Source organism: Aquabacterium sp., assembly GCF_050725395.1.
Lineage (GTDB): Bacteria > Pseudomonadota > Gammaproteobacteria > Burkholderiales > Burkholderiaceae_C > Aquabacterium.
Genome location: NZ_JBOHHL010000013.1, coordinates 60,109 through 75,629, shown reverse-complemented (window position 1 = coordinate 75,629; position 15,521 = coordinate 60,109). Strand labels below are relative to the sequence as shown.

At 63.7% G+C, this 15,521-nt stretch carries 14 protein-coding genes; 4 read left to right on the top strand and 10 right to left on the bottom strand.

The features are described from left to right. Positions 1 to 530 precede the first annotated feature (530 nt). The 4 genes from ACREB4_RS10460 to ACREB4_RS10445 form a co-directional block, all read right to left on the bottom strand. A complete protein-coding gene (locus ACREB4_RS10460) occupies positions 531 to 743 on the bottom strand; it encodes a hypothetical protein (protein WP_431588154.1) in 213 nt (70 codons plus the stop codon). Positions 744 to 807: 64 nt separating this feature from the next. Beyond that, positions 808 to 2,850 (bottom strand): ParB N-terminal domain-containing protein, encoded by a 2,043-nt coding sequence (locus ACREB4_RS10455; RefSeq protein ID WP_431588153.1) that lies wholly within the window; start codon positions 2,848 to 2,850, stop codon positions 808 to 810. Positions 2,851 to 2,929: 79 nt separating this feature from the next. Then, positions 2,930 to 3,757, bottom strand: a complete 828-nt coding sequence (locus ACREB4_RS10450; RefSeq protein ID WP_431588152.1) for a DUF932 domain-containing protein — start codon at positions 3,755 to 3,757, stop codon at positions 2,930 to 2,932. A 737-nt stretch (positions 3,758 to 4,494) separates the two neighbouring features. Beyond that, a complete protein-coding gene (locus ACREB4_RS10445) occupies positions 4,495 to 4,842 on the bottom strand; it encodes a DUF2958 domain-containing protein (RefSeq protein WP_431588151.1) in 348 nt (115 codons plus the stop codon). Positions 4,843 to 5,324: 482 nt separating this feature from the next. Between ACREB4_RS10445 and ACREB4_RS10440 the strand changes: the two genes are divergently transcribed. The 3 genes from ACREB4_RS10440 to ACREB4_RS10430 all read left to right on the top strand — a co-directional run bounded on the left by ACREB4_RS10440 (position 5,325) and on the right by ACREB4_RS10430 (position 8,350). After that, the gene (locus ACREB4_RS10440) at positions 5,325 to 6,818 is read left to right on the top strand and encodes a glyoxalase superfamily protein (RefSeq protein ID WP_431588150.1); all 1,494 of its coding nucleotides are present in this window, start codon (positions 5,325 to 5,327) and stop codon (positions 6,816 to 6,818) included. A gap of 82 nt (positions 6,819 to 6,900) precedes the next feature. Next, entirely contained in the window at positions 6,901 to 7,719 is an 819-nt protein-coding gene (locus ACREB4_RS10435; RefSeq protein WP_431588149.1) for a hypothetical protein, read from the top strand. Between the two features lie 22 nt (positions 7,720 to 7,741). Next, positions 7,742 to 8,350, top strand: a complete 609-nt coding sequence (locus ACREB4_RS10430; RefSeq protein ID WP_431588148.1) for a hypothetical protein — start codon at positions 7,742 to 7,744, stop codon at positions 8,348 to 8,350. 87 nt (positions 8,351 to 8,437) lie between these two features. Here ACREB4_RS10430 and ACREB4_RS10425 read toward each other — a convergent pair whose 3' ends face one another. From ACREB4_RS10425 to pgl, 4 genes are all read right to left on the bottom strand, one after another. After that, a complete protein-coding gene (locus ACREB4_RS10425) occupies positions 8,438 to 9,502 on the bottom strand; it encodes a PDDEXK nuclease domain-containing protein (RefSeq protein ID WP_431588147.1) in 1,065 nt (354 codons plus the stop codon). Beyond that, positions 9,499 to 10,698, bottom strand: coding sequence for a tyrosine-type recombinase/integrase (locus ACREB4_RS10420; protein WP_431588146.1), 1,200 nt, complete (start codon positions 10,696 to 10,698; stop codon positions 9,499 to 9,501). The genes ACREB4_RS10425 and ACREB4_RS10420 overlap by 4 nt, the downstream gene beginning before the upstream one ends. Before the next feature lie 234 nt (positions 10,699 to 10,932). Continuing rightward, a complete protein-coding gene (locus ACREB4_RS10415) occupies positions 10,933 to 11,421 on the bottom strand; it encodes a methyltransferase family protein (RefSeq protein ID WP_431588145.1) in 489 nt (162 codons plus the stop codon). 230 nt (positions 11,422 to 11,651) lie between these two features. Beyond that, on the bottom strand, positions 11,652 to 12,368 hold the full coding sequence (pgl, locus tag ACREB4_RS10410) for a 6-phosphogluconolactonase (protein WP_431588144.1): 717 nt from the start codon (positions 12,366 to 12,368) through the stop codon (positions 11,652 to 11,654). A gap of 46 nt (positions 12,369 to 12,414) precedes the next feature. On the opposite strand from pgl, the gene ACREB4_RS10405 reads away from it, so the two are divergent. Further along, a complete protein-coding gene (locus tag ACREB4_RS10405; protein ID WP_431588143.1) occupies positions 12,415 to 13,305 on the top strand; it encodes a GAF domain-containing protein in 891 nt (296 codons plus the stop codon). A 12-nt stretch (positions 13,306 to 13,317) separates the two neighbouring features. Here ACREB4_RS10405 and ACREB4_RS10400 read toward each other — a convergent pair whose 3' ends face one another. After that, positions 13,318 to 15,078 carry a chloride channel protein gene (locus tag ACREB4_RS10400; RefSeq protein ID WP_431588142.1) on the bottom strand — a complete coding sequence of 587 codons (1,761 nt, stop codon included), beginning with the start codon at positions 15,076 to 15,078 and terminating at the stop codon, positions 13,318 to 13,320. Continuing rightward, the gene (locus tag ACREB4_RS10395) at positions 15,078 to 15,500 is read right to left on the bottom strand and encodes a MarR family winged helix-turn-helix transcriptional regulator (RefSeq protein ID WP_431588141.1); all 423 of its coding nucleotides are present in this window, start codon (positions 15,498 to 15,500) and stop codon (positions 15,078 to 15,080) included. Before ACREB4_RS10395 ends, ACREB4_RS10400 begins: the two co-directional genes overlap by 1 nt. Between the last annotated feature and the right edge of the window lie 21 nt (positions 15,501 to 15,521).

Here is a 15,521-nt window from a genome sequence, read left to right as displayed (position 1 = left end):
TCACAACAGACCAAGGACGCACAGGCCGACCGTTCCCGAAAGGAGACATGGTCGACTCGACATCCCCGCGTGACGGCTTTACCCGCCTGTGCCCTGATGCGGCAAGGCCAACATCCCAGCGACAAGGCGGGAACGCCCCTGCCGCAGCTTGCGGCCCCGTGCGTGAGGCGTGGCGTGGAAGTTCCATAAGCAAGGCCGGGCGCGTGTGTCGGTGACCGTCCTTCGTGACGTACAGGCGACGAACCGCCAGCGTCGTGGACGGCTTGCTTTTGCGCAACCTACCGCAGCAAGCCGGGGCGTAGCCCCACATGTCCCGCCCATTGCGGCGGGGCGTCATCGAAACACTGCCCACATCGGCGGGCATCGATCGCAGTACCGCGTGCAAGGCACTTGTGCGCTCGCTACGTCGCCGCCTGCCGAAGGCGGCGACGTAGCGATTTTGCTTTGGACGTTGAAACCGGGTGCGGCGGGCGACCGCCGCGCCCGGATTTTGGGAAACATCCCCCGGCGCGATGCGCCGGGGGATGCTGCTATTGCTTGGTTTCGATGATCCACCACACCGAACGCGGCAAGGGCTGGCCGCTGATGGGGTGTATGTCGATCAGGTCGGCGCAAGCCGTACAACCGCTAGAGGGACGGTAGCCGCGCACGTCCCCATCGCCATGCCAACGGCGGGCGCGCACCGTGCCGGGGGCATAGGTCGCCGCAATGCGCGGGCGAGTGGTCGGGTTCTGGCTGTTCATGGGTAAAGCTCCTAGCCTGCCGAAGCGCCCCGAACAGTGCCGGGGCGCTTGGCGGTGGCAAAGGTCATGCGGCGAGCGCGTCGGCTTCCGCTTCGTCGGTAGCATCTTCCGGCGCATCCACGTCCTGAGTGCCTTCCTGCGACTCCGTGTGGTATCCGCTCCTGAACACGGCGGGCATCCAGCCGGTGCCATCAGCCAGCCGTTCGGCCTCGCTGGCAATGTCGCCCTTCTTCAACTTCGCCAACCGGGTAACGTGCGACGGCGCGAACTCGCCCACGGCTTCCAGAATCACTGCCTTGGAAACGTGCTTGAAGTAGCCTTCAGCAGTCGGCTTCCACCATGCGGCCATGTCCAGCCCCACGGCCTGCGCCAGTTCCGCGCCCGGTTGCTGCACCGTGGCGTGGGGCGTCACCACGTCCACGGTCGCCGCCATGCCTACCGCCAGCAACCGCACCAGTTCGTCTTGCTCCATCGCCAACAGTGCGGCGAACAGTTCGGCGCTGTCCTGCGGCAACGCCTCGCCCGCGACTTGCCGCAACGCGCGCAGGGCCACGGCGGCGGGCGAATCGGGCCAGTCGGGGGCCATGCCTTCCAGCCGGTCTTGCACGGTCAGGCGCACGCCCAGCGGCAAGTCGTGGCCGTAGTGGCTGTCCTGCACGATGGTCTGCACCATGCCATGCACCAGCGCGGCCAGCGCGACGCGCGGATGCCGGGCGACTTCGATTTGCAGTGCGGCGGTACGGTGCGCGCTCAACCGCTGCGCCAGCCGGTCGGACAGGCTCGCGGCCTTGGGCTGCTCGGCATCCTCGCCTTCGTCGTCGTTCCCGGCGTCGCCTTCCGCGCTGCCGAAACCCTGCCGCAGCTTTTCCAATGTGCGCAGCGCCTTGGCCTCGGCTTCGCGCAGCAGGCCACGGTGTATCACGGCTTCTCCCTCGCGGTCGAGCGTGACGATGGCACCGGCCACGGCGCGCACGTCCGGGGCGTAGCCTTTCAAGGCATCCTCCACGGCTTGCAGTTCCCCGGCCACCTGTTCGCGGCGCGGTTCCAGCGCCTCGGTCTTGTCCTCGTCCTCGGCGTCGTAGGCTTCCTCCAGTTCGGCGTCGATCTTGTCGAGGCGGGTTTGCAGCGATGCGATGCGGCGGGCTTCGCGGGCGCTCGCTTCGCGGCGCTGGCGCGGCGCGTTCTGGAACGCCTGCCGCTCGGCATAGCTCATGTGCGGCACGGCTTCCACCCACGCCCAACCCTCGGCGCGCACGTCCCCGGCCAGCGCATCCAGCTTGCCACTCACCAGCGTTTCCAGCAGCGCGGCATCGGTCAGGTAGGTTCCGGCATCGCCTTCCGCGAACAGGTCGCGGCGGATGCCGCCGCCCGCCGCCGTGTAGGTGTCCAGCCCGGCGAAGCGCACCAGCGGATGCGTGGCGTCGATTTCGCGTTCCGTCAGACGCTCGCGCAGTGCAGATGCGCTGCGCTGCCATTCGGGCGCGGCGTAGAACGCGGCTTGCTGCGCGGCGTGGTCGTCGGTGATGGTCAGGGCCATCAACTGTTCCAGCGTCACGCCACCGGCCCGATAGTCGGCCATCAGGCGCGGCGAGACGTTGGCCAACTTCAAGCGGCGTTGCACCACCAGCGGGGACACGCCGAAGTCTGCGGCAATGTCTTCGATGGGGCGGCCTTCCTTGACCAGCGCGGCGAACGCCTCGAACTGGTCGGCGGGGTGCATCTGCTCGCGCAGCAGGTTTTCGGCAAGGCTCACGGTGCGCGCCGAGGCATCGGGCACCAGCAGGCACGGCACCTCATAGTCGGCGGCGATGCGCTTCTTCTTCGCCAGCAGCTTCAAGGCGGTAAGACGGCGATCACCGGCCACCACTTCATATTGCTCGCCATCAGCTGCGAGGATGACGACGAGGTTTTGCAGCAGGCCGATGCGGGCGATGCTCGCGGCCAGTTCAGGGATGGACAGGCGCGGGGTCGTGCGTACATTGCGCTTGGAGCGGCGCGGCAGCAACTGCGAGAGTGGAACCAGAATCAGGTTCTTGGTCGGATCGGCCACTTCCAGCGGCGCGGCGGCTTCGATGGCGCGGGTTTCGGTTTGAGTAACGGCGTTCATGGTGATAACTCCTTGCGGTTAGGGATGCAGCAGCGAAAGAAGCGGCAAGGGCTGCTGCCTGCCCCTGCCGCGTGGGGATTCAGGCCTTCAACTGGCGCATGCCATCGGCCAGCAGCCAAAGCGCGCGATTCAGTCGGATGTTTTGGTCAATGCCCTGCACCGGACGGGTCTGCTGACGGCGTCCGTTGGCGCTGCGCCCGCGCAATCCGCCTTGGGTCAGGTTTTCTTGCGTGCGGTTGAACACACTCCACAAGTCCGGGCGGCGGTCGTCGAAGCGGCGCGGCATCAGGATTTGCGATTCCGTGATGGGCGCGGGCTTGTCGGGGTCGTCGTACTTGAGGGCCAGCGCGGCACGGGCGAACACTTCGGATTCGCCATCGTTCAAGGTGATGGCGTGCATGGCATCGCGGGATTCCTTCACCCGGTCGAAGCCGCTCAACACTTCGTAAGCGCCTTCGATGACGTGTCCGGCCACGTCGCCTTTATGCGGCACGCGCACGTCCGCCACCGTGTCGCCGCAGACAAGGCCATTGCTGCAAACAAACCGGAACATCCCGGCCAGCATCTGATAGCTGCTCGTGCCGTCATGGGAGTTCAACAGCACGATTTCGTTGGCTTCCGCGCCGTTGATCTGGCTGGCATGGCGCAGGCGCAGCATGTGTTTGGTGTATTCGCGGCGGTCGTCGTGCCGCACGCGGGTCTGCGCTGCCATGAAGGGTTCAAACCCTTCCTTGCGCAGTTCCGCCAGCACGGCGGCGGTGGGGATGTAGGCGTACCGTTCGGAACGGCTTTCATGCGGGGCGTCCGCGAAGATGGACGGGGCCACGCGGCGGATTTGGTCGTCGGACAGCGGGGAATCGCTGCGCAGCGTCGGCGAATGGGAAGCGAAACGGGATGCGAGTTGCATGGTCTTTCTCCTGACAAAGAAGGGTTGGCTGTTCAAACCGCACACCGGATTCCTAGATTCGGAGCCCAGCCTTTCGGCTGTTCGGTGCGGTCGGCACGAAGAACCCGGTTGGCCTCGTTGCCACCGTCTTTCCTGAGTTCATCGCCCGCGACGGTCAGGAGCGCGCGGACGGGGGCCGTCAAGGAGACAAGCGCAGGGTTGGTGCGGCCCGCAGGCGAAGCCGAGGACACGGCCATGCGCGCCTTGACGGCACACGGCCGCGGGCTACAGTCGCGAGCAAGGTGATGAGGTCAGGAAAGATGGCTGGACAGGCAACGGCCATCCCTTTGTGCCGACCGCACGCAAGCGAAGCGCGCAGGCCCGAAGCTGGAAGCCGGGCCGTAGGCGTCAGCGATGGAAGCCCGAAGGGGGCGAGACTCGCGCAGCGAAGCTCGATGCGAAGCACGAGAGCGCGACCCGGCCATGCCTTTCCGGCCGGGTGACGCACATGCAGAAGCGAAGATGCAGCGTGGATCTCCTGAACCGAACGATGAACCGCCACGGCTTCGGTATTGCCGATCCGGCGCAGCCGGTTCGGCGGGCTTTGCAGGGGCGCCAAGCGGAGCGCGGCGGGGATAGCTCGCAGGGCTTTCCCCTGGAGCGCAAGCGTGAGCGCGCAGCGCCAAAGGCGCGAAGGTATCTGCAGTAGGCGCAGCAGAAAAAAAGCGTGTCGTCCGAAGGACGACACGCTTGCTAGGTCACACGATGATCCGCCCCGCCAACCGCGCTTCACGTGCGTAGGCGCTCAAGCGTTTCTCCGCACAGAAGTGCAAGTCTCGCTCGATCGGCAGGCCGAGCCGTCCCCGGACGGTCGACAGCTCCTGCAAGCTGACCCAGCCAAGTTCGGGCATTCCCAGGCCCAGGTCGCACAAACCGAAGGCGTGGTCGTCATCGTCCGGGTCGATCTCGGTCAGCAACCAGGTCGCGCCGGCATCCGGCGTGAACAGTTTGACCACAGGGGCCGGATCGAAGTCCGGGTTCTGGAGTGATTCGCGGCCATTGGCCAGCAGCAGGAAGCGTTGTTCGTCAGCGATGAGTGCGTTCATGGCGATCTCCGGTTGCACGGGCGGAATTGCCCGGAACCGTCGCCAGCACGGCGCAGCGCAAGCCGTCAGGGGTCGCAGACGGCCACAGGCCGCAAGCGCCAGCGGCGCGATGCCCTTTACGGCGAGAACGCCGTGATACGGTGAAGGGAACAGCAAGACGCCCCACACCCTCGCAACATTGCTTGTTGGCAAGCGGAGCGCGCGGGCCCGCGAGGGCCGAAGGCGTCAGGGATCAAAGCCGGATGGCCGCGATTCGGCACGAAGCGCGGGGCGCAGCCCGCGAGCCCGACGGCGGTACGCCGGGACGCACTTATTGGCGCCCATAGCATCCCGTGGTATTGTTCAGGTTGGTTGCCGTCACCTGCCGCACGCGCCCTTCGGGGTACGACGAAGACGGAGCATTTAGAGCCTCACCCAATCCATTTTGATTCCTTGGGCGGCCCGCAACGCGTGTACCGGCTCGACGCCCGATGGAGATCAATATGGACACCCAGAAGCTCAAGGTGTTCGCGGAACGCCTGCGCGCGTACCTCGAACGCCACAACCTCACCCTCAAACACGGCCAGGCGCTCGATCTGGTCGCAGCCATTCCCGGCTTGCGCAACTGGCCAGAAGTCAATGCTTTCCCGGCACGTCTGGCTGCCGCGCAGTGGGACAGTAGCTCGGCCGACCGGCTCGCCAAACGCATTGCCAAGTTGCATACCCTGATCCTGCCTGTCGATGAACTGCATCAGGCGCTTGAGCCAATCAATGTTAGCGTCCCGAATATCTGGCCCGAAGGCCCCGTGCCCGGCCTGTACGTGACGACTTCGCAGGATGCCATCGACGCGGCCATCGCCAAGTACGCGGCCGCCACCAATGGCGCGCTGCTCTACGCAGAGGAAGCCGGTCAGTCTTCGGATGCAGCCATCGACCTGGGTGAGAACGGCCTGTTCTCGCGCGGCATGAATCGACTGCCCAGCGGCACGCTGGTCGTGGTTGGTCCAGTGCCGTTGACGCAGGAATCATGGAACGACAACAAGGATCGCCTGAATACGGCCGCCAATCTCGCCCATTCGTCCTCGTTGCGCGTCGTCGTGTTGGCGGAGACACCACTGCCCGAGAATCTGCACAGCGACATCGAACTGCTGCTGCGGCCTGACGATGAAGGTCTCGACAGTGATCCCGTGGACGTGCTCGGTGTCGTTACCGAGTCAGGCGATCTTCAAGTGGTGCAGCCGTTCGTTCAGCGACGGCTGGCACCACCAATAACGCAGCACTTCACGACGAGCCAGCGCTTGCCGCAGGTGCTCGAAGATGCACTCAGGCAGGCAGTAGCAAAGCGTCCTTACGGGATCATAGTGCTCGGCATCACGCCGGGTGACACAGTGCGCAAGGCCTTGCTGGAAGCTGTGTTGCCTCTGACCGAGCACGCAGGGCCGGCCGTTCGCATACAGCCGACATTTAGACCCGGCTATGGGAAAGACGATTCTCCGTTGTCGCCGCATTTCGAGGGGCTTCCGGTTTTTCCTTCGATCGAGAGCGCTTATGCGCACGGCTACCGTCGCATGGTGATCGAGTCATCCCATCACGGTGCCGGTGAAGCAATCGCCCGGCATGCGCATGAAGTGTGCTTCTTGATTCGTTCGTATTCGACTGAAGTTGCCGGCGCCTGGATGAGCAGCCTGCCGGATCAGATCGACAAGCCGAATGCGCTCGATGTCATTACGGCCGTCCTATGCGCTGCCGACGTGCCTGCGAAATCAAAGACAGTGACGGTTTGCGATGCCTTTATTGGCGGGGCGTCACCAGCGCCTAAGGATGACGACATCGACAGGCTGGCGGAACACATGGAGGCGCACCGCACTGTGCGGTGGCAAGAGCAGTTGGATGCCTTGCTGGCCACCGGTGAAGTGACACCCGCACAAGCCAAAAAGGCCCTTCGTCGTCACAACGTGGATGAATACTTGTCCTCACGCAAAGTCGTACAGGCATAAAGAGGTAGCTGCAAAAAAAGGGGCCGACAGCGGCAATGGAAGTCGCTGGACGGCCCCGCAACAACAAAGGAAGCAGACAGAAATGAAGTCCCATCCATTTACTCGCCCAACCATTGTTGCGGCGGTCGAATTCCTCGGGGAAATGCTGACACAGGCAAAGTTCGACCAACTCGCGGTGCGGCTCCGGCTGGACGACGAAATTCCTCCGGGACCGGCAAAGAGCGTGACCGCAAAGAGCGCTTTGCTGGCGCGGATCGTCAACCAACGTGCGACGCAGATCGTCAGCACCTTGGACGGGCCTGTGACCTTGGCCGAAGCTGCGGTACGCGAGGCAGTTGGAGTGACCGTGCCGCAGTACGCGAAGGCCGAGCAGGAGCGATTTCTGCGGGGCCTGGCGCTCGACGGCTACGTTGTCTCGTGGGATGAAGACACACGAACGCCCTTGCTGCGCGCAGCGTTGCCTGGCGAAGTGGATCTTCCTGCGGCCGATGACGAGGTTCACCAACTGCTGAAGCAGTTCGGGTTCAACGTGCCGTTGGGACACATCGACCAAGCCATCGACGCGCACACGCGCGGCGATTGGGCAGCGGCGAATAGTCAGATTCGCACCTTCCTGGAAGGCTTGCTCAGCGACATTGCCTCGCACATTGATCCGAAGAAAGCTGCCGAACTGCCTTCGAGCGAGAATCGCCGCGCCTGGTTGGCGGAGCGTGGATTCCTGTCGATCAACAGGAATGAATGGACTAGCGACGGAAAGAATTATTTGAACGGCTTGTTCAAGATGCTGCATACCGATGGATCGCATCCTGGCCTCTCGGACGAAGATCACAGCACGTTCCGACTGCACCTTGCCCTCATCACTGGCCGGACCTTGCTCCGTCGTCTTAACAACGGTCACTGAGCGGCATCAAGGAGGACGGACGATGGAAATTCGTGGCAAAGCAATCGGTGGGATAGACGCCTTACAGGTGCGTGATGCGTTACGTGCCTTTCTGGACGCTGAAACTCCAACGTCATTCGAGAATGGCGAGTTCAAGATTGAGCGCAAAACACTCAATGGCGATTTTCTCGCTAAGGAGCTAGGTCTATCCGATGCCGCTGGTGCAGCGCTTCTTTCCACGCTGGTCGACGAGGGGTATATCGACAACGAAAAATTGACGCCGACCACGCTTGGCATGGCCTTGGCGCAAGCCGAAGATCGAGAAAGATTGCCACTTGACCGGGCGCGCGTACTCCTCGATGAGTTCCTAGATGCGGTGAAGACCGTCAACGCAAGGCCGGGGGCGCGCATTTTTATCGAACGAGTGCATGTGTTCGGCAGTTTTCTCGTTCAGGCCGACACCGTGGGCGACATTGATCTGTTACTTGAGGCGCCGTTGCCAGACGATTGCGAGCCTGAAGATATGGATGAGCACGATGCCGTGATGGAAGAAATCAAGATCTCCGACTATCTAAGCTTTCACAACGAATTCGATGTCGTCGCAGGGGACGCCGAGAAGCGCCTAGTCTATGACCGGTCGAGTCCAATTTGACCCAATGATTCCACAGCGGTCTCGGCCGCCATTCAAGCGCGCGATCGCGCGCTTCTAGCTGGCGTCTAGTTTTGCATGTCGAGTCTGTCAAAGCTGACCCTTGTAGCGTTGCTCGATATGCAATTGTGCCCGCTGGGTCGCTAACTGTAGCCGCTCTACGAGCGCGGCACGTGGCGGCAAAGTGGTCAGGTACTCGGCGACGTGGATACCGGACTTGTCCAGTTCGAGCAGTTCGATCTGCTCGGACTTCTTGCCGGTGCAAAGAATGATGCCGAGCGGCGAGGCTTCTTCCGGCTCTCGTTCGTGCTTGTCGAGCCAGCGCAGGTAAAGCTCCATCTGCCCCTTGTAGGCGGCCTTGAACTCCCCGACCTTCAATTCCACCGCTACCAGTCGGCGCAGCTTGCGGTTGTAGAACAGCAGGTCAAGGTGAAAATCGTCGTTGTCGATTTGGATGCGCTTCTGCCGGGCGACAAAGGTGAAGCCCACGCCCAGCTCCAGCAGGAAGGATTCCATCTCGCGGATGATCGCTGCCTCCAAGTCGCCTTCCTGCCAGGTGTCGCGCAGGCCCAGGAAGTCGAGGATGTACGGGTCACGCATGACCAAGCTGGGCGAGATGCGCTGCGCGTCGCGCATAGTCGCCAGTTCCTGCACAATCATCGCGTCCGGCTTCTTGGATAAAGCCGTGCGTTCGTACAGCATCGAGTCGATGCGCTCGCGCAGTGTCCGAACGCTCCACCGTTCGACGCCGGCCATCTGCGCGTAGTAGTCCCGCTGCATCGGCTCCTTGAGCGCCAGCAGCAGGACGAAATGCGACCAGCTCAATTGTCGCGACAGTGTCGCGACAATTGGTTCGTCAGGGAACGTGGCGGCGAACTTGACCATCCGGCGCAGGTTCTTCTCCCCGAAACCCCGCCCGTAGTCACGGGCAAGCTGCTCGGCCAAGGTTGGCAGGATTTCCTCGCCGTACCCGGCCCGCTGCCCGGCCAGCACTTCCGTATGGATGCGCTGACCGATGCGCCAGAACAGCAAGGTCAGCTCGGCATTGACCGCCGAGGCGGCGCGCTGGTGCGACGCCTCGATCAGTGCCCGGATGTCGCCCAGCAGCGCCACCGGCGCTGCTGGCGACGCGACAGACGCCTTGCGCCGGGTCACGCCACTACCTCCTTGGCTTGTTGCATCCCGGTGATCGTCTTGCGACGATTCGCCACCAGTTCGGCCGCGTCTCGCACCGGCTTGTCCTCGGTGTGGACGTAGCGCATGAACATCACGACGGTCTTGTGCGCCGTCAGCGCCATGCCGACCTTGACCGGGATGCCCGAATTGGCAATGTCGGTGGCCGAACGGTGGCGGATGCCGTGCGTGCCCACGTGCGTGGCGCCAGCCGCCTTGAGCGCTCGGCTCCAGCCACCGTAGTACTCGCCCGTGGTCAGATGCTTGCCGGCGTGGCTCGGAGAAGGCAGCACGTAGCGGCTGCCTTCTTGCCGGGGTGCCGTCGAGAGTAGCCGATAGGCTTCCTCGCTCATGGGCTTGGACATGCCGCCGGTTTTGCTGTCAGGCCAGACGACGCGCCGGTTCTGCAGGTCAACCCAGTTCCATTCCAGCGCGATGATTTCCGAGCGGCGGCCAGCGAACTCGAATTGCAGGCGGATGCCCAGAGGGATGACGTAGTTCTCCAACCCCTCCGACTCGATCCTGTCGAGCTGCCGGAACAAGTTGCCCATTTCTTCATCGCTGATGAGGTGGGTGGATTTACCGGCGGGGAACATCGGGACGTGACGGCACGGGTTGGTGCCGTCGGGTCGATAGCCCCATACCTCTGCCATGTTGAACATCTTGCGCAAGACGCTGAAAACCTTGTTCGCCTCGGTCTGCTTGTACGAGAGCTTTTCCATCAGCCCGGCGATGTCGGGACGCTTCACGTCCTGAACTTTCTTGCGGCCCAGCAGCGGAATGATGTTGCGATTGATAACGGCCTGATAGCCGGCCTGGGTGCTGAGCTTGTTGCGTTTCTTGGAGTAGTCCTCCATGAACTTCTTGCACAACTCCGCGATGGTGGGTGCCTGACGCGCCTCGGCCTTCTCTGCGGCAGGATCGCCGCCCCGGCGAACCTGGGCCAGCCACTCCTGCGCCAGCGACCGCGCTTGCTCGACGGTCAGTTCCCCGTACAGCCCCAGCGAGGGCTTGCGCCTCTCGCCGGCGTTCGTGCGGTACTGGAGCATGAACACCTTGCGGCCCGCTGGGGTGATCTTGCACAAGAAGCCGGGGACCAACGTGTCCCGGAGTTCGACGGCCTGCGCCTGGGGTTGTGCCGCATCGACAGCGGACTTAGTGAGTTTGATCTTAGCCATGATGACTCCTCGGAAAGACCCGGATTCCAAGAGCCGGATAGGAGTCAGGCGGTCGGAAGTCAGGTCAGGTTTCGGAAAGCACCGGCATATGTTGAACTCGCCTAAGTTATTGATAAACCTGCTGTATCGGGCTGTGGCGTAGTCCAGCGAATTTCGGTGCTGGAGTCATCGTGAAATAAAAAAACGCCGCTGGATTCAGCGGCGTTTTTGTTGGAGCGGTCCAGCCGCGCCGAATCAATACACGAAGGGAATGAGGCGGCGGCGGTTGCTCTTGAACTTGGCATAGGCCTCGCCCAAGGCGCCTTCCAGCGCGGTTTCCTCGGCCTCGATGCGGTAGATGTAGACGGCGATGGTGCCGACCACCATGACGGCGATGCTGCCGTAGTTGCCCAAAGCCAGGCCAATGCCGACCGAGGTCATGATCGCGCCCGAATACGAAGGGTGACGCACCCACTTGTAGGCGCCCTTGTCGACCACCTTGTGCTCCTTGGCGATGGTCACGGTGGGGGTGAAGAATTCACCCAGCACGCGCCAGCAGTGCATGCGCAGCAGCATGCCGGTGACGATCAGGGCCAGACCCGCCCAGAAATAAACGAAGACTTCGGGCTCAGCGATGTTCCAGGGGGCGTAGAAGGTCAGCGCGAAAGCCGCCAATTGCAAAATGGTCGAGCCGATGGAAATCACCAGGCCAGAATATTTATCTGCCCCGTCGTGCTTGGCCATTCTTTTCTGGGTGCGCTTGTGCTGCAAACCCTCCATGAAATAGGCCCAGGCAATGACGGCCCAGAAAGCCCAAGCATAAGGCGCCACAAATGGGAGCGCGTGATAACCATCCATCGAAAACATCTTGAATATACCTTAATACATAACGCCTAACGGATTATCGCAGATTGTATTTGTTTTTGGCAGAGTAGTTTCCCGTAATCCTAAATCAGGCGCCGGAAAATCAATATTCAATTTGAATGAAAAAGATGGCAGGGAATATCGGGCCGAGACCAAGCCAACCTGATCGGCATGGCCTCCATGGGCCCGGGCTGCAGGGCTTGGTCCAACAACTGGCGCTTGGCCGCGCCGGTCACGTGCACCACCAGATGGCGGGTGTCGAGCAGGGCTCGCCTGCTCAGGCTGAGCCGGTCCACCGGCACATTGGGCAGCGCTGGTGCGCCGACCGCCAGGCAACGGGCCGGCAAGGTGTCGTCCAGGGCTGTGGGCAACTCGGGCGAACCCGGGAACAGGGAGGCCGTGTGCGCGTCCGAGCCCATGCCCAGCACCACCACGTCGGCAGGCCAGGACAAGGCCTCGATGGCGGCCTCGACCTGGGACCGTCCTTGCGCCACGGCCACATCGGACGATTTGAGTGGGAGGAAATGCGCGGCGGCCGCGGGGCCTTTCAGCAGGTGCGCGCGCACCAGGCGTTCGTTGCTGTCGGCATGGTCGGGAGGCACCCAGCGCTCGTCGGCCAGGGTGATGCTGACGCGGCCCCAATCGAGATCGGCCAGGGACAGCGCCTCGAAAAAGGGCACGGGCGTGCTGCCGCCCGACACCACCAGCAAGGCCTGGCCGCGCTGGTCCAAACCGGCCTGCAAACGCTGGGACACAAACCGCGCCAGATCAGCGGCCAAGGTGTCGGCGTCCGGGGCTTCGTGCAGGTGGCAAGGCGATTCAGGCATGGCTCACTTTAACAAACATGGCGTAAAACTTGCTCGATGGATTCGCATGAAAGCCTCATTCATCCGCATCGTTGAAATCTGGCTGCCCAGCCAGGACCAGACCCACCTGGAGTTCGGTGGTGGCTTGTTCGGGCCCGCCAAGGTTTTCGCCACCGCCACGCCTTCGCTGCGTTTCGCCGTGGGCGAGGGGCTGCCCGGCTTGGCCTGGCAAGAAGGCCGCCCCATCTTGCTGAAGGATTTCGACAGCCCGCATTTCCTGCGGGCCGCCGCAGCGCAGGAAGCCGGCCTGGGTTGCGCCATCGCCCTGCCGCTGTTCGTGGGCAGCGTGCTGAAAGCCGTCGTGGTGCTGTTTGGCGGCAACGAAGAGGCGCGCTCGGGCGCGATCGAGCTGTGGCACAACAGTCCGCGCGTGACCACGGACATGACCCTCGTCGATGGCTACTACGGCACGGCGTCCGACTCCTTCGAAGTGCTGTCCAAGGACACCTTCCTGCCCCGCGGCACCGGCCTGCCGGGCTTAGCCTGGCAACGGGGCGCCGCCGTGTTCATGGAAGACCTGGGGGCCTCCCCGCGTTTCCTGCGTGGCGCCACGGCGGCCGAGTCCGGCATCACGCGCGGGCTGGCCCTGCCCTGCCCCACGCGCACCGACGAAGCCTATGTCCTGACCTTGCTGTCGGTGTTGGGCACCCCCATCGCGCAGAAGATGGAAAGCTGGACACCGGATGCAGGCCGTGAACAATTGCAGCGCGGTTTCGGTTTCAGCGAAACCCAGGGCAACCTGTCCGGACTGACGGACACCATTGCGCTGGACACCGTGAGCACCAGCCCCGTGGCGCGCGCCTTCCTCACGGGCGTGCCCACGATCGACGACAGCACGATCAACATCCCCGTCGTGGCCGATGGCGAGGTGTGCGAGGTGCTGGCCTTGTCGCTTTGAGCACCGCCACCGTCACCGCCAGGGCAGTTGGCGCACCTGCTCCCGCTTCTCGTCTTCGTCGTGGTAGGCCCTGGAAAGTTTGATCAGATCGCTGCGTGCCACCAGCCCGACCAGGCGACGGGACCCCATGTCGGCCACCACGGGCAACCGTTCCAGGCCATGCAATGCGAGGCGCGCGGCCACGGCCCGGCAGCTCTCCCCAGGCATTGCCAGGCAGGCCGGCCCGCCCTGCGGCTCGAACAGGTCAGCCACGCTGGCTTGGCTGTCCAGGGCCTTCAAGCCTGCGCTCAGGCCTTCGCGGTCCAGCATGCCGATGAACACGCCGTCGCGGCTCACGACAGGAAAGGCCCGGTGTGGCTGCGTGCCTCCGAAATAATGCGTTAGCGCGTGGGATAGGCGGCAGGACGCCTCGATGGTGCGCACCTCCCGGGTCATCACCTCTTCCACGAAATGCCGCTCCAGCGGATCGACACCGTATTCGCGGTGAACGTGCCGGCCGCGCCGTGCGATCTTCTCGGTCATGATGGAACGGCGCATGGTCATCACCGTGAAGCCATGGGCCATCAAGGTGGCGGTCAGCAGGGGCAGCAAGGCGTTGCTGTCGTGGGTCAGCCCGAAGGCGAAAACGGTGGCGGTGAGCGGTGCGCCCAACACGCCCGCCAAGGTGGCGGCCATGCACACCAGTGGCCACAAGGCAGGCTCGCCACCGGGCAGCCAGGGCCCCAGCACCACGCCCATCCCTGCCCCCAGCATCAGCAAGGGCGCCAGCACCCCTCCCGAGGTGCCAGAGCCCAGCGAAATCACCCAGATGGTGGCCTTGACGCCCAGCAAGGCCAGGACCGCGCTCAGCCCCAGGTGGTGGTGCAGCAGGTCGCCGATCACGTCATAGCCCACCCCCAGGGCCCTTGGCTGAAAATAGCCTCCGAGGCCCACTGCCAGGCCGCCCAAGGCAGGCCACCACATCCAGGGCAGGCCCAGTTGTCCAAACCAGTCTTCCACCTTGTAGAGCGAGATCGACAACACCGCGGACAAGGCCCCACACACAACACCCGCCACCGCGCAGGACAGCAGGGCCAGCGCCCCGGGCGGGGCGGTTTGCAAGGGAAACAAAGGTCCCGGCTCCATCAGCCAGGAGCGGCTGAATCCGGCAATGGCGCAGGCCAGCGCCACCGGCAAGAAGCTCCGCGGCCGCCATTCGAACAACAGCAGTTCGACGGCCAGCAGCACGGCGGCCACAGGCGTGCCGAACACCGCGGTCATGCCAGCGGTGGCCCCGGCGACCAGCAGGGTCTTGCGCTCGGCGGCGGTGAGGTGGAAGTACTGCGCGATCAATGATCCGATGGCACCGCCGGTCATGATGATGGGCCCCTCGGCACCAAAAGGCCCACCACTGCCGATGGCGATGCCCGAGGACAAGGGCTTGAGCACCGCGATCCTGGGCGACATCTTGCCCTGGCCAAACAGGATGGCTTCGATGGCTTCCGGGATGCCGTGGCCCCTGATTTTTTCAGAGCCAAAGCGGGCGATCAGGCCGATGAGCAACCCACCCAGCACAGGCACTGCGATGACCCAGGCCCCCAGCTCATGCGTGGCCGGTGAACGGTCGGCCAGGGACCAGGCCTGGAAAAAGAACAGGTTGGTGAAGAAGCGAATCAGCTTGAGCAAGACCGCGGCGCCCACGGAGGCCAAGGCCCCGATCAACGCCGCCAGCATGGCGATGCGCCACAAACGGGTGTTGGCCATGAAATCGCGCTTGAGCGGCAGGCTGCTCATCACATCCCTCTGTAGTCGATGGTCGGGATCTGGAAAGCCCCGCCGAGCGACTTGAGTTCGGCGCGGTGCAAGGCGGCCAGGCGGGTCAGCAGGCGGGTGCCTTTGGGCAGCAGGTGCACTTCGACCTGGCGGCGGTCCACCTGGCTGGGACGTCGCTCGACCAGTGCCAGGGCCTCGCAGCGCGTGACCAAGGCCACGGCCGCGTGATGCTGCACCTGCAAGCGCTCGGCCAGCTCACCGACGAGCGCCCAGGCCCGCCCCGGGAAGCCCTTGATGTGCAGGAGCAAAAGGTACTGCAAGGGCGTGATGCCCTCGGCCTGCGCGGCGTTTTCAGAGAAGCGCTCGAATCGCCGCATCTGGAAACGGAACTCGGACAGGACTTCGAAATCGGCCTTGGTCAGTTGGCGGTCGGACAGGGGCATGGTGCATTGGGCTCCGGGCGG